Origin of the sequence: Geomicrobium sediminis (assembly GCF_016908595.1) — a bacterium.
Lineage (GTDB): Bacteria > Bacillota > Bacilli > Bacillales > Marinococcaceae > Geomicrobium_A > Geomicrobium_A sediminis.
In genome coordinates this window covers 121,984-140,025 of sequence record NZ_JAFBEC010000008.1, presented here as the reverse complement: position 1 = coordinate 140,025, position 18,042 = coordinate 121,984, and the positions used below count along the sequence as shown (strand labels likewise).

The following is an 18,042-nucleotide window of genomic DNA, read 5'->3' as shown; positions in this document are numbered from 1 at the left end:
AGGCGAGTGCATGAAGGTATCACTCAAACGGGGAGATCGTGCATTCGTTCTCCCTTTTAATCCAGAGCAAATATTAATCACAAATTCAACGAGGACTGTAAATGTAACGCCAGTCAATTATGGAACCGTTGAAATTGCTCGAGGCAGAGAACCAATAAAGGTTAATATTCAGGGGAAGTTGTTTGGAGAAAAAAGAAACCTGCCGAAACTCTCTGATCACACTGCAGATGAAGTTAAATCTTGGCTTGAAGAGTGGATCGGAGCACGACAGGTTAGATTTATTATCACCGATACTGACATTAATATTCCTATTATCATCAAAAGCTTTGAACCTAGGATAAGCGGCGGACATGGAGATTATGAATATACGTTAGATCTCGTTGAGTTTAGGGATTTGCAGGTAAATACCTTTGGTAATGCACCGGAGGTTAAGCCTGAGGAAGAAACATCATCAACAACAAACCAACAAAATAAGACTCATGTTGTTAAAAGTGGCGAGACTCTTTGGGGGCTCGCTACTCGTTTTTATGATGATGGGTCACAGTATAAAAAAATTGAAAATGCCAATCGAGATTTAATTAAAAATCCAGATCTAATACAACCAGGTTGGAAGCTCACAATACCATCATAAGGAGGCAGAACAATGGATATTAGCGTACAAGAAATCGAGTATAGATATGTGTTGGAGCCTCCAGATGGTAAAAAAATTAATATTACAAACATCGTCACTGCAGCGTCTCATGAAGAAATGAAAGAAGAGATTGCTGCTCGACTCTCACTCACTGTGAAACAGATAAAGCATGAGGGGGATTGGATCAGCAAGAAGCTCTTTTTAGGTAGTCAATTACGAGTTGAATATCGCTTGAACGAAACAGAGAATTGGGAAGAGTTATTCCGAGGTACGAATTATCGCTTTACAGGAAAGACAAGTAGCGATTCAGGCCTTGATCTAACGATATACGACAATCTTTACCCGATGGCGCAATCAGAGGATCAAGTCAAAATTAATAAAAGTGAGACGGTATCTGAGACAATCAGCAAGCTTGCAAAAAAGTGGAATGTGCCATTAGGAGATGTTGCAACGATCTCGTATGCTCCAGGGGCAGAGCTCTATAGAGGCGACAAAATAGGATACATCATTACAGAGCGATTAAAGAAGACACGAGAACGAAAGCGCGGGAATTACCAATTGCGTAGCAGTAAAGGCAAGATACACGTTATTGAAGAAGGTAAAAACGAATTTGGCTTTATATTTGACCGTGACTTTATAGATAGTGCAGAACAAGACCACTCCATCGAAAACATCGTGACAAGGGTTAAAGTGTTTGGCAATAGTGATGAGGATGATCAAAAAGCACCAGTGCTGCATGAAGTAGATGGAAGAACTGAATTTGGAATTATTCAACGTGTGGAATTTGGTGCAGAAGATCGTGCAGATGCAAGGGAAATTGCTAGCGAAATTATGGAGGAACACGGAAGAGTCGAAGAAAAATACTCGTTTTCATCACCTGACTTACCGATGTTACGCAAAGGCGACTTAGTTGAAGTGGCTTTAGGATGGCGTGGCAAATACATTGTTAAAAGTATTAGCAGAAACATTGCTCAAATGAGTATGAACATTGATTTAGAGAGGGCGAGGTCATAGTGGGAAAAGGGGCAGATGGATTTACAACATATATTCGTAATGTCGTTAATGAATTGTTTGATCGCAAATTAGGCAGATACAAAAATGAGTACGGTCGAGTGAATCATGATGGGTCCATTACCCTTGATGAGTTGCCAGATTTTCGTTTCACACGATCAGAATACATCACGCTTAATAATTTATCGTTATCGCCAGGTGACCGAGTCTATTGTGGTAAGGATCCGTCAGGCAACCTAGTGATTATTGGGAGGCTGTAGCTATGCTTTATCCTACCTGGGAAGTACCAGAATCCGTTGAGTTTGATATGTTAGAGGATCAAGGTGATGGTGTAATTGCTTTAGGTGATACGCCACTCATCGATACTAAATCAATGAAATTACATGTAAATCCATTAGGTAGACCTATATTAGTATCAGAATTAGAGGCGTTTGCTCAATGGATTTACAACGCATTAAAAACAGAAAGAGGTAAGTATCTTGCTTATTCCTCAAGTTTTGGAATTGAATTATCTGATCTAACAGAAGAAATGGATCGTGATGTCATAGCTTCAGAAGTTAAGAGAAGAGCTAAAGAGTTAATACTACGTGATAACCGTGCAATATCTATACGAGAAGAAGCTACAGAGGTACAGGGAGATGAACTCTTTGTATCTTTTATTATTGAGACGATTTACGGTGAACTAAGTATGAATCGAATACGAATCGGGGGTGATTGACGTTGAACATTCAAGATTTACCACCATTCTTGCAAGATTATAATGTTGAAGATATTCGACAAGACATTCTAAACAAATTTCCAAGTCATCTTGATCGCACTGAAGGTCAATTTAGTTGGAATATCTCATCGCCTTTTGCTCAAGTTATGTCAAAAATGGCATTGATGTACGTTCAAGAATTACTGTTAAGGTCGAACCCGCTTACAGCAAGGGGTGAGTATCTTGATGCTCTTCTACCTGAATTGCCGAGAATAAGAGCTACTTACGCTACAGGCAATATACAGGTTAGTCTAAGACCAAACACTCTAATACCGCAAGGATCACTTGTAGCAATTGAGGGTGATAATACGCAAGATCCGATATACTACACGACTGTGACGCAAGCAAGCTCAGGATCAACAGGGACAGTTATAGTTGCGGTAAGAGCAGAACAAGCAGGAAGTGGTAGCAATGCTCCTGTGGGTACTGTTGGGGTGTGGGTATCGCCCCCTAACTTGGGAGTAACGGCTGTTGAGAATATTGATGCTCTCTCTGGTGGTATTGATGAAGAAGATGACGAAACGTATAGGCAACGATATTTAAATCGTGCACGTAGCCGTGAAACCACAGGTAATCAAGCGATGTACAAAAACGAAGTTGAAAACATTGCTGGTGTAGGACGTGCTATTGTACAACGTGCTCGGTATGGACCAGGTACAGTAGGCATTTCGGTGGTGGGCTCGAATGGACAGCCGGCAGAGCGAGAGGTATTAGACCGTGTGCAAGATTACATTGCTGAGCCTAATCGGATTTACTTTACCAACGCTGTACATGAAAGCGTAGAAACATTGAGGGTTAATATCCCATCTACTGAAAATTATCTCGATCTTCCTACCGAGTCTTATTGGTTTTTAAAAATTGCTCTACAAGCAGAGGAAATTAAGAACTGTACAATCAGTGTTGTTGAAAAAGGAACAAATCTTGTCGTAAATAAGGATCTTACAAGTGAGGATAAAGCGATTTATGACGGAGAGTACGGTATTGCTGAATATCACTACGTAGCGGATAGAGAGAAAGAATATGAGTTACTTATTGAAAATGAAGATGACAATGACTTACGAATGGAATTATTAGTTAATCAATCTGTTTTTGATAAGCAGGAGCATGAAGGCATTGCTTCGGTTGAGCATCGAGTTTATGTTGAGAGTGCTGTTGGTCAAGTGGTTAATATTGAAGCTAAACTTTTATATGAAGGATCGTCTCTTGAGAGCATAACTCATGAAGCACGAGCTAACATTGAAAGTTATATCGAGAGACAGATTCAATCTAATCAGAATGAGCTCAGGTACAATACAATCGGAAAGCAGTTGTTACTGGTAAACGGCGTTGTAGATTTTGAAGAATTGCATATCAACGGACAAACAAATAATATCGTCTTAGCCGATCAGCAGGTACCACTGTTGGGTGAGGTTTTGCTTTATGAATAACCCATATGAAGAGCTGTTAAGCTACTTACCACCACACACACATGATGAAGTTACAAAGGCTATTTTTAAAGGGATTTCTCCTTTCATTGATAGTCTTACTAAGGATTTAGATGATACACAAAGACAATCTGATCCTAGTAAAACTACTTGGTTAATTGAAGCATGGGAGCATGTATATGGCGTTAGTTTAGAGCCTGAGGATACATTAGAGGACCGTAGGCGTAGGATTAATACAATGCGGGATGCCCAAGACCTCACACCCGTACAATTTAAAGTACTACTGAATCGCTTTGCAGTTAATGGTGGAATTTGGCTAATAAGAGATCCAGAAACTTTTACTATAACTGCTTACGCTGTAAGACAAGATCTTGTTGATTATAATGGCATGATTGAGACAGCTTATGGAGTATTGCCTGCAAATACAATATTTAGAGTGAATTTAAGTGATCGGATTGTACAGAGAATAGGCTGGATTGAGGAGCAAAAAATTAATATGTTTGTGTGTCCAATTCCAAGCGACTCTCTCCTACCCGATGAAGTTTTAATGCCATGCTAGGAGGTGCTTTAAATTGTTCTGGTCAGGTCAGTATATCTTTAAATTAAATGATGAAGAAGTCGTTCGTAACGACATTCACAACGAAGGTTTAAACCTTTTGAGAGATCTTTTAGCTGGAATACCGAGAGAGGCAAAGATTAAGTCAATTGCGTTTGGAGACAATGATTCACCTATCGATATAAGTGATACTTCATTAAAAAATGAACGATTCCGTAAAGACTTTGAAAGCTTAGAACGTACAGCAATTGGCACATTAGAATACAAAACATTTATTTCTGATGAAGAGGCTACTTTCCACATCCGGGAAGCAGCCGTTTTTTGTGAGGACGGAACGATGATTAGCCGAATACTTTATGACTTGGATAAATCAGATAATGCACATCCGTTCTCTTTTGAAGTAGTGCGTCGTGACATTATTGCAAGGGGTGGATGAGGATGAGTTACGAAAAAACAATATGGAGACCAGGGCAAGGACCAGGGATTAGTGCAGATCGGTTGAACAATATGGAGGATGGTATTGAAAAAGCTCATATTGCCTTGGAAGAAAACACAATGATGCTCGATCTAGACTATGCAACAGCATCGGAGTCACCATCCGTCTATCCATATGGTATAACTACATTCCGCACTTGGAATGAAGAAGCAGGTTGGCCGACTCAACATGGTCTAGTCACAACCAACTTTCAGCAAGACAATGCATACGCTTATCAAACGTTTTTGAGCACTGATAGCGACGCAGTATTTATGTTTAGAAACTGGGCTAGTGACCGCCAAGAGTGGCGTGAGTGGAAGCGGATGGCAGACGGTGTAATTTTTGATGAACACGTAGCCGACACGAACACCCACATTACGCAAGCAGAGCGTGAAGCTTGGAACGACAAGGAAACTCCAGAAAAAGCACAAGAAAAAGCGAATCAAGCCGAAAATAGCGCTAACGAATATACCGATAATCACGCTCAGTCTTACATCGCTCATGATGAGATTAGCAATCGCAAGCGCCTAAATAAAGATGACTCAGGTATCTTTACAGCGATCGAATGGCGCCGAGAAGACGATACACTTGCCAAGCGATCTGTTTTATCAGGCGGCGAGTCACCTGACTATGAGCAGCGCACTGTCACGTATTTTGGGCTAGATGGAACATCCATTGTACAGACGGTTATTTATGACCAACTATACGATGATGATGGCGACTGGATCGAGGAGGTGCCACGGTAATGCAAGATATACAGCTTCATGGGATTGGCGCTGGTGCTAACTTGCGAGGTCGTAGAAAGATCAATTTTTATGTGCAGGATACGGAGCCGACAGCGCGTAATGTTGGGGATGTGTGGATTGAATACGATACACCATTAGACGTCAGATTATCTGAGTCGGAATTATCTACAAAAGATGAAGGGATTGTGTGGCAACAAATTGATAATTTGGAGTATCTGTTTGATTTAGAGCACGTCAATGCTTTTTTTGATGGAGATAACGAAGAATTGATTGTTAGAGTCGCTGAAGATGAGATTAAAGCCAGCCTTAATAGCAAAGGGACTTTATTGTGGGAAAACGGTATGATGCACGCGTTCGGTGAATTGGGGTCTGTATTTCTGTGGAATGAAGAAGAATCGCTATGGTTTAATCTACAAGCACATGCTTGGAATGGAGATGGATGGCAAACTATTTCTAGGGTACAAGTTACGCTTTACGATAATGGTGAGCAAGTTTATCAATTTGTCGGTAATCATGGTCGTGTTTATTTTAATAACGACAATATAGAGATGTGGATTACTGATAGTGCGTCCCCAGGCGCAAGGTTTGTAAGCGAGGAATTAATCGATGTAACGGGATACAGCAAATTGGAAGTCCATTATAGACATAATCGGCAATCAGGTAATAGCACATCGTTCCAATTCGGTATTTCAAGCAACAATAACACCACCGCGTTTGATGCTCAATTTAGTACTCTTGTTCCTTCAACAGCTATGGTAGTAGATGAAGTGGACATAAGTAATTTTTACGGTGATTATTATATAAAAGCATATGGGCGTTCTCAATTAAGTAGTAACGCGAGGATATATGTCCATAAAATTATTTTGAAAAGATAGGAGGAAACACGATGGTTTATTTAAAGTACCATGATGATAAACGCCAAGTGGTGTCAACATACGATTCATTGCCTGATCCACAAGAAGGATACAGCATTGCTCAATCAGATTCGTTTAATGTAGGGGATGAGTTTGAGTACACGATTTGGGTCAATAGCGTAGATGACGATGGCGTATTGATGTCGTTTACAGCTATTCGTAATAATCCGCAGGCGAAAAGGCTTCTACTAGAAAATCAAGATTTAAAAGTGATAAACGAAACTTTGAAGATTGAAGTAGCAGACCTTTGGTTTGACACTATGAATCAAGAAGATCGAAACAATAATCAAGATATGGACATTGCCGATCAGTGGTTTGCGATTATGGAAATTGAAGAAAGGGTGAATAACTAATGTGGTTTGACCGAATTGATCGTTTTTATAATACTGTTAATAATCAAGGTGGGCGTCTGTGGGAGATTGACAGAGTGGTGCGAGCGGTAGAATGTAATAACATTACGGAGGCAGAGTTTGAAGAGATTACTGGCATAAATTATCAGGAGCACATTAACGCAGTGTAGGGCGTATTTTTTATACCTAAAAACCGCCCCTTTTTCTACTCTATATCTGACTTATATAGTAGGAGGGGATATTTACGTAATCAGTACAATTATGTAAAATTAACTCCAATAGTAATAAAGTGAGGTCTGTTTATGAAAAAAAAGTATGTACAACCATCGTTGGAGTTATCAGCATTCAATTGTCCTCATTGCGAGGTGTTATGTCCTCAAGTTAAATACCCAATAGGTAAAATTGATCCTGGTCAAGAGATTATATCCGAGTCTTTGACTCAAATAACAAAACCTCGAGCAGTGGGTTCTGGGGGAATTAGTTTTGATGTAGGAGTACCTAAGCAGACTAACAAATGGGATTTGACAATTTCAGTTTGTAATGAGTGTAGAAAATATACAATCTGGGAAAGTAATAATATTGTATTTCCGAAGCAAACAGGATTACCGTTAGCATTTGAAGATATGCCAAGTGATGTAAAGGAAATATACAATGAGGCAACTTCAATATTTAATGATTCACCTAGGGCTTCTGCAGCATTGTTACGATTGGCAATTGAAACTTTGATACCACAGCTTCCAGAATATGAAATAAAAAAGACCGATCTAAACGGAATGATTGGGGAGTTAGTTGAACAAGGAGTGCCAAGATTTGTTCAAAAAGGTTTAGACTCATTAAGAGTAGTTGGAAATGATTCCATACATGCGGATAGCTTAATGAACATTAAAGACAAAAGAGAGGATGTTTTATATCTTTTCGATTTGATTAATTTAATGGTGGAAAAATTAATTATTGAACAAAAAACAATTGAATCTTTTTATAGTAGACTACCTGAGAACAAGTTAGATGGTATTCAAAGTAGAGATAAACAAAAATAACGTCCTTTTAAGGGCGTATTTTTTATGTGAAAAAAGGGGGCATTTATGGAGGTGGTGAGCAATGTGAAACCAGCAATGGCTTTGATTTCATTAGTTATGTCTTTCTTATTTGGTGGGTGGTCGATCTTGATCGGCGCACTCATCTTTTTTGTGTCGTTTGATTATCTTACCGGGGTGATCTCTGCTGGATATAGGGGAGAACTTAATGCTCGAATAGGGTTTTGGGGTATCCCCAAAAAAATTATGATCTTTGGTGTTGTTGCGATTGCTCATATAATTGATCAGGTTTATCTGGACCAGTTAGATTATCCGCTAACGATCGGTGAGCTGGATATATCAGTTATGTCTGCAGCGATTATTTATTACTTGTTTAACGAGCTAATCAGCATAACAGAAAATTTAGGGAGGATGGGGCTCACCATGCCAGTACCGGTGTTAAGAGCCGTTGACATCTTCAAAGGGACGAGCTATTACGAAAAAAACAAAAAGGACGATGAAAAATGACAGAGATTTTAGTATTAGCATCTATTATTGGACCTGTAACAGCAGGGGTTGTGCAGTTAGTAAAACAGTCAGGTATTGGTAACCGGTTATTGCCTCTTATTGCGCTTACTATCGGTATTGGATTAGGTGCGGCAGCATTTACGTTTACCGACTTGGATCTGGTTGAGCGTTTATGGGCAGGTGGCATCAGTGGACTAGCAGCGGTTGGTTTGTTTGAGCTCACGAAGCACGTTAAACCTAGCAAGGAGGGATAAATTTGATTAAACCTACTTTAAGGTGGGGAAGTCTTACACCAATCCGTCAGGTTAGACGGATTATCATTCACCATCCCGGCGCTGTCCGTTACTCATATTTACAGGTTCATAACCAACATCGCAACCAAGGCTGGTCTGGGGCTGGTTACAATTACTATCTGCAAAAGAACCATGAATATTATGAGCTTAGAGGTCTTAATGTAGGGGCGCACGCTGCCAATAACAATAGCGATTCATTAGGCGTTTGTGTGGAAGGAAACTACGATGTTGAACACATCGACGAAGAACTATTCTTACGTTTTGTACAAGAGGTACGTAAGCTTATACGTCAACACGGGTTAACGGCAAACGATGTGTACCGTCATAGTGATGTTGGCAATACAAGTTGCCCTGGTCGCAACTTCCCGTGGGCACGGTTTAAACGCTTAATCGGGCAATCAGAAGAAGTTAAGTCAATTGTTCATAATCCGAAGGAAGAGGTGAAATATGTGACTGCACTTGGTTTTACATGGGGTAGCTCAAAAGAACTATTCGAAGAGGTACTAGCTGAACATGGAAATCCTAACGAAAAGAAAGCATATGAAGATGGTGAATTAACAACTAGCGATGCTATTGGTGTGTTAACAAAAGCTACGTTACACAAGGATGAGCCTAGCGAAACCGTACCAGAGGTACACCGTGAGTTTATGGAATTGAAGGTTAGAGAAGGCGTCACCAATGGAGAAAAACCAAATCATAGTGTGACTCGAGCGCAAGCCGTAACGATGATTGGACGCAATGAGCGCCTTAACCACAACACACGTACTGTCTGGACACCGATCATCAAGGCTTGGGCAGATAAATCGATCAATGGTGACCAAGCAATTCAACAGTCTTGGGTTGAGAAGATTGAAGAGGGTACGATGACGCAAGAAGAACTTTTGAGATTGCAAGGTGAAAAAGTTGTTCGAGGTCTTAAGCACGTTTAGTTGAAAAGATAAACGAATCAGATTATATTTGAAATAGAAATTCTCTTATTTAAGTCAATTCCCCTCACATATTGTGGGGGTCTTTTTTTATATTTTCAGATTGACTAAAAATAGAATTATCAGTATATTTAACTAGGAAGAATAGATTTGAGCATTGTTCTCTCTGTACCGTCCCCCATCCTCTCAGAAAGGTGGGGGTTTTTATTCGTCTTTTTGCATTTTGATATGGTTGTTTATAAATCTATTTAAGTCCTCTATAGCTTCAATTGGAAAATCGGTTAAAAATTGATTTGACTTACCAAAAAATAAAACATTCCCATAAATGTTTTTATCCTCTAATTCTAAATAATATGTGCCACTTACAATTTCTTCTCCATATGCCATTATACAATTTTCGAGGCCGTATTGATTTATATCCAAGAAAGAGGCTCTCATTTCTCCTATAAGATTGATCATGCGTTTGTTTGTTTTCAAAATACGGTTATTACCATGACTTAAAATACCAAAGGTTTCAATTTCATTGGACGTTTTCAAGCTAACCTTTTTTGCTTTGACGGTTGTCTTCATTTTATAACTCCTCATTTTCTTCCTCCCAAATTTCATATACCTCCATACCTAATTCTTTGCATATCTTATATGCATTTTCAAATGTTGGTAATGATTTATTATTAACTAATGAACTAATACCAGCTTGACTAATACCGACTGCTTTAGCAAACTCTCCTTGTTTTATATTTTTTTCCCACAGGATAATTTTTAATCTACATCTAAATTCCATTCGGTTCACCCCTAATTTTATATTAGACAGAAATATTACATGTCCTTTAATTTTTTTTATTAAGACAAGATATAAAGTACATGCAGACTGCAATATTATCTAATAAGTGACAGCACATCATGAAAATCTTAATACTTGAAAATCAACGGTAGCAACGGATCCAGCAAATAATTACTCAAACTTAAAAGCCCAACTATTTACTATGTAAATACTTTCGGGGAGGTGGGAAATTGCTTTTAGAGCTAGCTGGATTGACGTCTGTGAAAATTGGAAGTTCTGTAGTCGCACTTGGGGTCATCGGTTTCACAAAATTTAAAAGTACAAATCAACCAATTAATGACGGTAAGAAAATACAACAGATCTTGTACAGCAACGGTTGCAGAATTAATGACGGCATAAAAGAAAGGACCATAAGGCTGCATCGTAAAAGAAAAATTGCTGATGGTTACGAGTATGTTTTTCAGCTGCCGTTGGGGATTGGATTTGAAGATATTGAATCAAGGAAACAACTGATTGAAGATGGTTTGAACATTAAGAAAGCAGAAGTATCGCTAAAGGATTATTTAAAGCTACGGCCTAACTGTAATTTTATAAGGGATATTAAACGAATCATGAACCCATGGCACATGAAAGCTATGAAAGAGGTGTCTCTGTATTTTGATGGGATGATGAAGGTACGAGTGTATGATGAACGGCTACCAAATGAGCTTCATTGGAATGATGAGCAACACAGGTCAAAGACTTGGTCCGTCTGCGTTGGCAAGGAGCGTGAAGGAGTAATCTTTCATGATTTTGAAGAAGTGGCGCATTTGATCGTTGCGGGAGCTAGTGGATACGGGAAATCGGTATATTTGAAGTCCATGATTACAACACTCATCGAGCAAAACCCTGACGACGTTGAGTTTTCATTGTTTGATCTAAAAGAAGGCTCAGCATTTGCTCGTTTTAAAGATTGCAAACAAGTGAAACGGATTGTCACCGATCCAGAGGATGCTAAAGAATCTCTTGCAGCGATCGTCGATGACATGAAGCGTCAGACAGCAAATTGTGTAGCCAATAATTATGAAGACGTAAGAGAAGCAGGCATAAAGAAGCGTCATTTTGTGGTGCTTGATGAAGGTGGCGAGTTAGCACAAAGCGCACCTAAAGCTCTTGAACACATTAAAACGATAGCAAGATTAGGACGTGGCGCTGGATACCGTTTAGTTTACGGCACTCAATATCCGACTAATGAGACGTTGCCATCGCAGGTGCGGCAAAACGTAGGAGCGAGACTGACATTTGTTTTACAGTCTCAGGTAGCATCGATCGCAACGATTGATGAGGGTGGAGCAGAGGAATTACCTGATATAAAGGGACGTGGCATTTATAAACGAACTAAGAAAACGATCGTCCAAGTGCCGTTTATGAGCAACGCTGTTATCAATGAGAAGATAGCACCTCATGTGAATATTAGACCACGAGAAGGGGATGTGAATCATGCATCACAAGACCTCTGTGTACCTACAAAGAATCGAAAATATCCTATTGTCATTGAGGAGACTTGATTTATTGACTGGACAGCAGCTTATGCGAATTCATAATACCAAGAGCATTGCTAATACTAATCGTCTGTTACGTAGCATGTCAGAGTATCTGCACTCATTTCAGCATGGCAATAAAAAAGTCTATTATTTAAATAAAAAGGGTCGAGAGTGTGTGAACAGTAGCAAAGTGGTCAAGAAAACTAATCAAATCGATCATATTTTAATGCGTAATAATCTTTACATTATGTACGGTTTTCCATCTAGTTGGAGGAATGAAGCTCGTATAAGTATCGGGGATCGGCAGGTAGTAGCAGACGCCTTTTTTAAATATGAAGGAAAAGCATGTTTTGTTGAAGTGGACCATAGACAAGCGATGAAAGAAAACGTTAAAAAGATCGAACGATACAACGAACTAAGTTCTAACAGTGAAGAGCCATTTAACCTGGTTTGGCTCACAAGCCTTAAGTCAAGAGAATCTACACTATCTAAAGAGTGCATTGAACGAGGCATAAATCACGTCGTCCTCACAGCAGATGACTTATCAGCAATGGGGGTTGTGTGATGGCTAAGAGAAAGAGCGCAGCTCCTAAAACCAAAAGTAACTCACGATCACTGAAAAACTCTGAATACAAGAGTAGGACTACCAAAGCAAAATCAAAAAAGAAACAGTCAAAACGAAAAAAAGCAGTTGCCCGCGCTAAAAAAGTAGGACGTGTAGGGTTGGAGGCATATTTAACGTATTCACCAAACGGATCGAAGAGGAGAATTCAACTTAACACATTGAAAAGGGTGATTAAATCATGAGTTATTTTGACAGCTTCCGTAAAGTTGAATCATTTACTGTTCAAGAATTCATGCGAGGCGATCATCATAAAAGCAGAAAAGAAAGGAAGAAAGAAGAAAAATTAGTCGCCTTAACGACCGCAACCGCAATTTCAGGAGGGATTGCGGTGCAACCTTGGCTTTTTTCAATGGTAAACGCTGCAGAAGCAATACCTGTAGGAGCCTTAGGGGATGGTGTAAAGTCTAGAATTGTACACAGTTTTGACCCCTTAATTGATTTATTACAAAATTTAAGTTTGCCTCTAGCTGGAGTAATGGTAACAGTAGGTGGAATATTCGTTATGTTGGGGATGAAAGAGCGTGGTTACAGTCTTTTGATGCAAGCGTCCATTGGCTATATACTGCTACAATTGTCTCCGTTGTTTATGGATTTGCTGGTTTCTATTGGTGAATCAATATGAATATACATGACCCCAGTAGTTATTACTGGGGTTTTATATCTGAGATGAATTCGAATTTTAGATAGTGGATTTCATCGTCTGTGTCTACGATATGAAATTGTTTTTGATTACCGTTTATAAAGTGACACTCACCGAGGATCTCGTAGAAAAACCCATCTTCCCAATATTCAAACCGTATCAAGTGTTTGTACTCCATGCACTCGCCGATGACCCTTCCGAAATCTTCCCACTGTTGTTCATCGAGCAAAGGTTGTTTGACCTTTTTATTATCATGCTGATGCTTTAACCACTCTTCACGTTGTTCGGGCAAAATCATCCGCATGGACTCCCATCGCATATTTGATCCTGGACTTAATTTGTTGCCTTTCATGATGCGATCACCGAGGCATCGATGATGTATTTGTACTGTAGCACCCAAAAATCTTGTCTGTGCTTTAGGGTTAGTTGGCGGTCAGTGTTATCGATTTTGGTGATTTTTCCTATGGCCGTTTGTTCTCCATCGTTATAATAGGTGATGCTTATTTGATTGTTAAGTGATCTTGATATGTTAATCGTGTTCACAATCGTACTCCAATTACGGTTCAAAAGGGCACCTCCATAGTTATTATGTTCTATATGAACGATTATACACGAACAAAAGTTCGATAAAAAGTCTTGATTTCGAATGTATGTTCGTATATTATGAGATCAAATAGAACGGAGTGGTGAAGATGACTAAGAAACAAGAAGAGGCTTTAAAAGTTGCAATTACTTATATTGAAAATAACGGTTACGCTCCCACGTTTCGTGAATTGGCAGAATTGCTTGGCGTGAAGGCGGTGTCAGCTGTACATACGCTGTTTAGCCGTTTGAAGGCGAAAGGTATCGTAACTTGGGAGTACGACAAACCTCGAACACTGAAAATACTTAAACGGGAGGTTACGTGATGAATAGTTATGTATTGCAACACTCTTTATCATCAGGAGAACCCGTGAACATTATATATGAAGCAAAGGATGGATCATTAAGTCAACGATTAGTAACTGTCCGTAGGATGGATAAAAAAACCGCACTGGTCTGGTGTCATAAACGAGAAGATATAAGAACAATGCAAGTTGTAAATATTTTAGCAGCAGAAAAGCAAAAAGAGTATGCGTAAAAGCGTGCTCTTTTTTTACTAAATATTAGAAATGTAATTGTCAAGAGTACAAGCTGCACCTTCATATTTATAAAATGGAGGTGTGGCGATATGCGTGTAATTTTAAAAGAAGGCGAATCAGCGAGTGAGATGAGGCGTGAATGTTATGCGCTTATGAAAAGCTATTACCAAAAGCGGAGAGTGAAGACAAATGATAGCACTTTACATTCGTGTCAGCACAGAAGAGCAGAGCAAGCACGGGTACAGCATCGAGGGGCAGATACGGGACTGTCAGGAGAAAGCAAAAACAAAAGAAGCGATTGAATACATTGACGATGGTGTTAGCGGTTCAGTGTTAGATCGACCTGCTTTATCAAGGCTAAGAGAGGATATTAAGAAGGGTAGCATTAGTAAAGTAATTTGTTACGATCCTGACCGTTTATCAAGGAAGTTGGTCCATCAATTAATCATTACAGAAGAAATTGAGAAGAAAGCTTCTATAGAATATGTGAATGGTGAGTTTGCAAGAACTCCAGAGGGCATGCTTTTTTATCAAATGAGAGGTGCAATCGCAGAGTTTGAAAAAGAGAAAATTAATGAACGTATGTCTCGTGGACGACTTAACAAAGCCAAAAAAGGCAAGGTAGTTAAAAACGGTCATATGTTAGGGTACAGCTATGATAAAGAAAATGGAATGTATGTAGTTAATGAAGAAGAAGCCAAGATAGTGCAGATGATATTTAGTCTTTTTGTTAGTCCCCCATCTCATATTAAAGGTATGAACTCTATTGCTGGATACCTTAACCAAATGAACATTCCAACTAAACGAGGCAAGGGAATTTGGCATCGCAATGTTGTGCGTCAAATCCTCTACAACGAGACCTATACTGGCGTATACCATCAAAATAAATGGAATACGGAAGATATGCTTGGAAACAAGTATCGTGAAGCAGAAGATCGTGTAATGATCTCGGTAAGACCTAAAGAAGACTGGATTACGATTGAAGTACCAGCAATTATAGACGAACAGACGTTTAAATATGCTCAGAATAAATTGCAAACCATTAAGAGGCGCTCTACAAAGCAAGGAAACCGCAAATACATGCTAAGTGGACTTTGCAGGTGTGGTAAGTGTGGCAACACGATTACAGGCCGATACGCTAAGAATTGGAGCAAGTATAGACGTGAGTATACTTGTCTAAAAAATTCTGTAGGCGCGAAGTTTCCTGGATGCAGACCAATAATGCGAATCCATGCCGATCAACTAGAGACTGAAGTATGGCAAAGGGTAGAAGCCTATTTAAATGACCCCGGCGAGATTAGCGCTACATCAGAAGAGGACAATTTGAATGTACCTAACTTTGAAGAAGAGAACATTGCTCGATTAAATGAGGAAATTGAAAAACTAAGATCTGCTCGTAAAAGATTGTTTGAACTTTTTAGTGGAGATTTAGATATATCTACAGAAGAAATACGAGAACAATTAAACGCTAATTCTCAAAAGGAAAAAGAGCTGCAAATAAAATTAGAAGATCTTGAGGTAAGGAACGAAGAGTATCAGAGTCATCAAGCAGACGAAGCTTTATTTGAAGAAGTGGCATCTTTTTACTTTGAGAAACAAGGTGACTTGAAGTTTGAAGAAAAACAAGAAATCATGAACAAACTAATCAGAGAAATTATTATTTACGAGGATCGAACAGAGATTATTACTTTCTAAGCGTAGGTACTGTAATAAAGATCGAAATACTCATGCACTTACGTTCATTGAAAAAGGTACGTAAAGATGTTTCCATTAATGAACCCATCGGAGCGGATAAAGAAGGTAATGAATTAAGTTTACTTGAAATTCTTCAAGATGATGCACCCGATGTTGTTGAAGCGTTACAACTAAAAATGGAGAAAAAGCAAATTTATGAGTGTATACATGTATTAACCGATCGAGAAAAAGAAGTCGTCATAGGTAGGTTTGGTCTTGGAGAAGACGAGGAACGAACACAGAGGGAGATTGCGAAGGATTTAGGCATATCACGGAGCTATGTATCCCGAATTGAAAAACGAGCCTTATTAAAGCTTTTCCAAGCGTTCTACAAGAAACAAAAAGGAGAACAAGTCTAGAGAAAGAGAAAAGGACAGAGCCGACGAATCGGCCTGTCCTTTTTTAACGCTATAAGTAAACTATTCGTTAACAGCGTCTTTAAGTTGCTTTCCTGGACGGAATGCAGGGTTCTTAGTTGCTGGGATTTCAATCTCATCACCAGTTTGTGGGTTGCGTCCCTTACGGGAAGCACGCTCACGTACTTCAAAGCTTCCGAAACCAACTAGTTGAACTTTGTCACCAGTTTTAAGCGTGTCAGTAATGTTGTCGAATACTGCGTCTACAGCTTTTGAAGCTTCTTTTTTGGAAAGATCTGCGTGTTCTGCAACAGCATTGATCAAATCAGTCTTATTCATTGAAATAACTCCCTTTCATTACAGTTTAATCCGGGTACACTACAAATTTACTCATGAAACCTTGCTATGTCAAGTGTTCAAGGGATATTTAAGCCAATTGAAGTGATTAAAACCAGTATTGCCGAGTTTGAATCATTTCAATCGTGTGCTCGATAACTCTCTAAATACTTATCGCGTAGAGATTTCTTCAGCCTTTGAATTGTCTCGCTCTGGCTTAAGTTCCTCCGGATAGCTATCGTGTAGTTCGTCGAATTGTGTGTTCTCCCATAACTCAACACCGATGCGGTGTGCGGACCTTGAAATAATCATTGCGGCAACAGGTGCCGTCAAAAAAACGAATAAAATCGTGAAAAATAGTGAAAAAAGGAGCGTTCCTCTGCCCATAAACGTAATAAATGTTCCTATGATGATTAAGATTACACCGAGTGTAGCACTTTTTGTAGCTGCGTGCATACGCCCGTAAATGTCTTTGAGGCGTATGATCCCAAGCGAACCGATTAGGCTTAGTAGGCAACCGCCAATGATGAATATGCTAATGAGAATCTCGATCAATGACGACACCTCTTTCTAAGAATTTTGCAAGAGCTACGGAACCGATAAATGCTAGAATTCCGATAATCATCGTAACTTCTACATAGGCAGTTGAATCTTGTTGGATCATGATAATACAGATTAGCCCGATTAAGTTCAAGCCAAACGAATCTAATGCAACGATTCGGTCTGAAGTCGTTGGTCCGATTAACGCACGAATTAAGCACAATCCAACGGAGATGGACAAAATAATAAGACCGATGTCCATAACTAATTCAAACATTACTCGCCCACCTCCCGGATCGCACGTTCAAAACTATTTGTAATGTCATCAATAACTTTTTGGCGATCGTCCACATGCATGCTATGAATATAGAGTGTTCTAGCATCGAGTGAATAGTCCATCGTCAATGTTCCTGGCGTCAACGTGACGAGCATAGATAAGACAGTGATTTCCCAGTCGTATTTTAGCGTCGTAGGCACAGCGATAATTCCAGGTTTGACGTCTTTTTTCAGTCGAGGGTTTAACACGATTTTGACCATATCATAATTTGCAAGGACGAGCTCTTTAATAAACAACCCGATTAATTTAACGAGTGCCCAAACTTTTTTCATGTAGTAGGATTCGTTTAGTGCACCTCTTAAAAAGTATACAGCAATCGCTCCAATTACAAAGCCGATGAGTAAATCGGAGCTATGGTAACTTTGTTGTAAAGAAGCCCAAAGCAACATAATTAAAATGTTAATTAGAAATTGAAATCCCATATG

General features: G+C 39.3%; 29 protein-coding genes and 1 pseudogene. 22 read left to right on the top strand and 8 right to left on the bottom strand.

The annotated features are described in order from the left end of the window. Window positions 1-10 precede the first annotated feature (10 nt). From JOD17_RS14215 to JOD17_RS14145, 15 genes are all read left to right on the top strand, one after another. A complete protein-coding gene (locus tag JOD17_RS14215; protein WP_204698546.1) occupies window positions 11-631 on the top strand; it encodes a LysM peptidoglycan-binding domain-containing protein in 621 nt (206 codons plus the stop codon). A gap of 12 nt (window positions 632-643) precedes the next feature. Beyond that, a complete protein-coding gene (locus JOD17_RS14210; protein WP_204698544.1) occupies window positions 644-1,645 on the top strand; it encodes an XkdQ/YqbQ family protein in 1,002 nt (333 codons plus the stop codon). Then, window positions 1,645-1,902, top strand: a complete 258-nt coding sequence (locus tag JOD17_RS14205; RefSeq protein ID WP_204698542.1) for a hypothetical protein — start codon at window positions 1,645-1,647, stop codon at window positions 1,900-1,902. The genes JOD17_RS14210 and JOD17_RS14205 overlap by 1 nt, the downstream gene beginning before the upstream one ends. Before the next feature lie 2 nt (window positions 1,903-1,904). Continuing rightward, complete coding sequence (locus tag JOD17_RS14200; RefSeq protein WP_204698540.1) at window positions 1,905-2,360, top strand: DUF2634 domain-containing protein; 456 nt, start codon at window positions 1,905-1,907, stop codon at window positions 2,358-2,360. Window positions 2,361-2,362: 2 nt separating this feature from the next. Further along, window positions 2,363-3,826, top strand: a complete 1,464-nt coding sequence (locus tag JOD17_RS14195) for a baseplate J/gp47 family protein (protein WP_204698538.1) — start codon at window positions 2,363-2,365, stop codon at window positions 3,824-3,826. Further along, the gene (locus JOD17_RS14190; RefSeq protein WP_204698536.1) at window positions 3,819-4,382 is read left to right on the top strand and encodes a putative phage tail protein; all 564 of its coding nucleotides are present in this window, start codon (window positions 3,819-3,821) and stop codon (window positions 4,380-4,382) included. The genes JOD17_RS14195 and JOD17_RS14190 overlap by 8 nt, the downstream gene beginning before the upstream one ends. Window positions 4,383-4,395: 13 nt before the next feature. Further along, complete coding sequence (locus tag JOD17_RS14185; protein ID WP_204698534.1) at window positions 4,396-4,815, top strand: hypothetical protein; 420 nt, start codon at window positions 4,396-4,398, stop codon at window positions 4,813-4,815. Between the two features lie 2 nt (window positions 4,816-4,817). Beyond that, window positions 4,818-5,600 carry a hypothetical protein gene (locus JOD17_RS14180; protein ID WP_204698532.1) on the top strand — a complete coding sequence of 261 codons (783 nt, stop codon included), beginning with the start codon at window positions 4,818-4,820 and terminating at the stop codon, window positions 5,598-5,600. Next, a complete protein-coding gene (locus tag JOD17_RS14175; RefSeq protein ID WP_204698531.1) occupies window positions 5,600-6,475 on the top strand; it encodes a hypothetical protein in 876 nt (291 codons plus the stop codon). The genes JOD17_RS14180 and JOD17_RS14175 overlap by 1 nt, the downstream gene beginning before the upstream one ends. An 11-nt stretch (window positions 6,476-6,486) precedes the next feature. Beyond that, window positions 6,487-6,867 carry a hypothetical protein gene (locus tag JOD17_RS14170; RefSeq protein WP_204698530.1) on the top strand — a complete coding sequence of 127 codons (381 nt, stop codon included), beginning with the start codon at window positions 6,487-6,489 and terminating at the stop codon, window positions 6,865-6,867. Further along, complete coding sequence (locus tag JOD17_RS14165; RefSeq protein WP_204698529.1) at window positions 6,867-7,034, top strand: XkdX family protein; 168 nt, start codon at window positions 6,867-6,869, stop codon at window positions 7,032-7,034. Before JOD17_RS14170 ends, JOD17_RS14165 begins: the two co-directional genes overlap by 1 nt. Before the next feature lie 132 nt (window positions 7,035-7,166). Then, entirely contained in the window at window positions 7,167-7,901 is a 735-nt protein-coding gene (locus JOD17_RS14160; protein ID WP_204698528.1) for a DUF4145 domain-containing protein, read from the top strand. Window positions 7,902-7,964: 63 nt separating this feature from the next. Further along, complete coding sequence (locus tag JOD17_RS14155) at window positions 7,965-8,405, top strand: phage holin family protein (RefSeq protein ID WP_338028804.1); 441 nt, start codon at window positions 7,965-7,967, stop codon at window positions 8,403-8,405. Beyond that, a complete protein-coding gene (locus JOD17_RS14150) occupies window positions 8,402-8,659 on the top strand; it encodes a holin (RefSeq protein WP_204698526.1) in 258 nt (85 codons plus the stop codon). The genes JOD17_RS14155 and JOD17_RS14150 overlap by 4 nt, the downstream gene beginning before the upstream one ends. Window positions 8,660-8,661: 2 nt before the next feature. Then, a complete protein-coding gene (locus tag JOD17_RS14145; RefSeq protein ID WP_204698524.1) occupies window positions 8,662-9,627 on the top strand; it encodes a peptidoglycan recognition protein family protein in 966 nt (321 codons plus the stop codon). A gap of 201 nt (window positions 9,628-9,828) precedes the next feature. Here JOD17_RS14145 and JOD17_RS14140 read toward each other — a convergent pair whose 3' ends face one another. Both JOD17_RS14140 and JOD17_RS14135 read right to left on the bottom strand, forming a co-directional pair. Beyond that, complete coding sequence (locus tag JOD17_RS14140; RefSeq protein ID WP_204698522.1) at window positions 9,829-10,194, bottom strand: hypothetical protein; 366 nt, start codon at window positions 10,192-10,194, stop codon at window positions 9,829-9,831. A gap of 1 nt (window position 10,195) precedes the next feature. Next, entirely contained in the window at window positions 10,196-10,405 is a 210-nt protein-coding gene (locus JOD17_RS14135) for a helix-turn-helix transcriptional regulator (protein WP_204698521.1), read from the bottom strand. Window positions 10,406-10,635: 230 nt separating this feature from the next. Between JOD17_RS14135 and JOD17_RS14130 the strand changes: the two genes are divergently transcribed. From JOD17_RS14130 to JOD17_RS14120, 3 genes are all read left to right on the top strand, one after another. Further along, window positions 10,636-11,952 carry an FtsK/SpoIIIE domain-containing protein gene (locus tag JOD17_RS14130; protein WP_204698520.1) on the top strand — a complete coding sequence of 439 codons (1,317 nt, stop codon included), beginning with the start codon at window positions 10,636-10,638 and terminating at the stop codon, window positions 11,950-11,952. A 4-nt stretch (window positions 11,953-11,956) separates the two neighbouring features. Then, window positions 11,957-12,493, top strand: a complete 537-nt coding sequence (locus JOD17_RS14125; RefSeq protein WP_204698519.1) for a replication-relaxation family protein — start codon at window positions 11,957-11,959, stop codon at window positions 12,491-12,493. Window positions 12,494-12,731: 238 nt separating this feature from the next. Then, the gene (locus JOD17_RS14120; RefSeq protein ID WP_204698518.1) at window positions 12,732-13,175 is read left to right on the top strand and encodes a hypothetical protein; all 444 of its coding nucleotides are present in this window, start codon (window positions 12,732-12,734) and stop codon (window positions 13,173-13,175) included. A 22-nt stretch (window positions 13,176-13,197) separates the two neighbouring features. Here JOD17_RS14120 and JOD17_RS14115 read toward each other — a convergent pair whose 3' ends face one another. Further along, on the bottom strand, window positions 13,198-13,545 hold the full coding sequence (locus JOD17_RS14115) for a YolD-like family protein (protein WP_204698517.1): 348 nt from the start codon (window positions 13,543-13,545) through the stop codon (window positions 13,198-13,200). Next, window positions 13,542-13,760, bottom strand: a complete 219-nt coding sequence (locus JOD17_RS14110) for a YolD-like family protein (protein WP_204698516.1) — start codon at window positions 13,758-13,760, stop codon at window positions 13,542-13,544. Before JOD17_RS14110 ends, JOD17_RS14115 begins: the two co-directional genes overlap by 4 nt. Window positions 13,761-13,885: 125 nt before the next feature. Between JOD17_RS14110 and JOD17_RS14105 the strand changes: the two genes are divergently transcribed. From JOD17_RS14105 to JOD17_RS14090, 4 genes and pseudogenes are all read left to right on the top strand, one after another. After that, complete coding sequence (locus JOD17_RS14105; protein ID WP_204698515.1) at window positions 13,886-14,101, top strand: LexA family protein; 216 nt, start codon at window positions 13,886-13,888, stop codon at window positions 14,099-14,101. Beyond that, window positions 14,101-14,313: a hypothetical protein gene (locus JOD17_RS14100; protein ID WP_204698513.1), complete on the top strand. Its 213-nt coding sequence runs from the start codon at window positions 14,101-14,103 to the stop codon at window positions 14,311-14,313. The genes JOD17_RS14105 and JOD17_RS14100 overlap by 1 nt, the downstream gene beginning before the upstream one ends. A 190-nt stretch (window positions 14,314-14,503) precedes the next feature. Beyond that, a complete protein-coding gene (locus JOD17_RS14095) occupies window positions 14,504-16,009 on the top strand; it encodes a recombinase family protein (protein WP_204698511.1) in 1,506 nt (501 codons plus the stop codon). A 14-nt stretch (window positions 16,010-16,023) separates the two neighbouring features. Continuing rightward, a pseudogene (locus tag JOD17_RS14090) lies at window positions 16,024-16,407 on the top strand (sigma-70 family RNA polymerase sigma factor); the annotation flags it as partial. A gap of 60 nt (window positions 16,408-16,467) precedes the next feature. Here the strand turns inward: JOD17_RS14090 and JOD17_RS14085 are convergent. The 4 genes from JOD17_RS14085 to JOD17_RS14070 all read right to left on the bottom strand — a co-directional run bounded on the left by JOD17_RS14085 (window position 16,468) and on the right by JOD17_RS14070 (window position 18,039). Further along, window positions 16,468-16,743, bottom strand: coding sequence for an HU family DNA-binding protein (locus JOD17_RS14085; protein ID WP_042359455.1), 276 nt, complete (start codon window positions 16,741-16,743; stop codon window positions 16,468-16,470). Between the two features lie 168 nt (window positions 16,744-16,911). Continuing rightward, the gene (mnhG, locus tag JOD17_RS14080; protein WP_169963281.1) at window positions 16,912-17,295 is read right to left on the bottom strand and encodes a monovalent cation/H(+) antiporter subunit G; all 384 of its coding nucleotides are present in this window, start codon (window positions 17,293-17,295) and stop codon (window positions 16,912-16,914) included. Further along, entirely contained in the window at window positions 17,276-17,557 is a 282-nt protein-coding gene (locus tag JOD17_RS14075; protein ID WP_204698509.1) for a Na(+)/H(+) antiporter subunit F1, read from the bottom strand. Before JOD17_RS14075 ends, mnhG begins: the two co-directional genes overlap by 20 nt. Then, complete coding sequence (locus JOD17_RS14070; protein ID WP_204698508.1) at window positions 17,557-18,039, bottom strand: Na+/H+ antiporter subunit E; 483 nt, start codon at window positions 18,037-18,039, stop codon at window positions 17,557-17,559. The genes JOD17_RS14075 and JOD17_RS14070 overlap by 1 nt, the downstream gene beginning before the upstream one ends. Between the last annotated feature and the right edge of the window lie 3 nt (window positions 18,040-18,042).

Coding starts and splice junctions, on each gene's coding strand:
- JOD17_RS14215 (WP_204698546.1), top strand. CDS start 11: ATGAAGGTATCACTCAAACGGGGAGATCGTGCATTCGTTCTCCCTTTT.
- JOD17_RS14210 (WP_204698544.1), top strand. CDS start 644: ATGGATATTAGCGTACAAGAAATCGAGTATAGATATGTGTTGGAGCCT.
- JOD17_RS14200 (WP_204698540.1), top strand. CDS start 1,905: ATGCTTTATCCTACCTGGGAAGTACCAGAATCCGTTGAGTTTGATATG.
- JOD17_RS14190 (WP_204698536.1), top strand. CDS start 3,819: ATGAATAACCCATATGAAGAGCTGTTAAGCTACTTACCACCACACACA.
- JOD17_RS14180 (WP_204698532.1), top strand. CDS start 4,818: ATGAGTTACGAAAAAACAATATGGAGACCAGGGCAAGGACCAGGGATT.
- JOD17_RS14175 (WP_204698531.1), top strand. CDS start 5,600: ATGCAAGATATACAGCTTCATGGGATTGGCGCTGGTGCTAACTTGCGA.
- JOD17_RS14170 (WP_204698530.1), top strand. CDS start 6,487: ATGGTTTATTTAAAGTACCATGATGATAAACGCCAAGTGGTGTCAACA.
- JOD17_RS14165 (WP_204698529.1), top strand. CDS start 6,867: ATGTGGTTTGACCGAATTGATCGTTTTTATAATACTGTTAATAATCAA.
- JOD17_RS14160 (WP_204698528.1), top strand. CDS start 7,167: ATGAAAAAAAAGTATGTACAACCATCGTTGGAGTTATCAGCATTCAAT.
- JOD17_RS14150 (WP_204698526.1), top strand. CDS start 8,402: ATGACAGAGATTTTAGTATTAGCATCTATTATTGGACCTGTAACAGCA.
- JOD17_RS14140 (WP_204698522.1), bottom strand. CDS start 10,194: ATGAAGACAACCGTCAAAGCAAAAAAGGTTAGCTTGAAAACGTCCAAT.
- JOD17_RS14135 (WP_204698521.1), bottom strand. CDS start 10,405: ATGGAATTTAGATGTAGATTAAAAATTATCCTGTGGGAAAAAAATATA.
- JOD17_RS14120 (WP_204698518.1), top strand. CDS start 12,732: ATGAGTTATTTTGACAGCTTCCGTAAAGTTGAATCATTTACTGTTCAA.
- JOD17_RS14115 (WP_204698517.1), bottom strand. CDS start 13,545: ATGAAAGGCAACAAATTAAGTCCAGGATCAAATATGCGATGGGAGTCC.
- JOD17_RS14105 (WP_204698515.1), top strand. CDS start 13,886: ATGACTAAGAAACAAGAAGAGGCTTTAAAAGTTGCAATTACTTATATT.
- JOD17_RS14100 (WP_204698513.1), top strand. CDS start 14,101: ATGAATAGTTATGTATTGCAACACTCTTTATCATCAGGAGAACCCGTG.
- JOD17_RS14095 (WP_204698511.1), top strand. CDS start 14,504: ATGATAGCACTTTACATTCGTGTCAGCACAGAAGAGCAGAGCAAGCAC.
- JOD17_RS14085 (WP_042359455.1), bottom strand. CDS start 16,743: ATGAATAAGACTGATTTGATCAATGCTGTTGCAGAACACGCAGATCTT.
- JOD17_RS14075 (WP_204698509.1), bottom strand. CDS start 17,557: ATGTTTGAATTAGTTATGGACATCGGTCTTATTATTTTGTCCATCTCC.
- JOD17_RS14070 (WP_204698508.1), bottom strand. CDS start 18,039: ATGGGATTTCAATTTCTAATTAACATTTTAATTATGTTGCTTTGGGCT.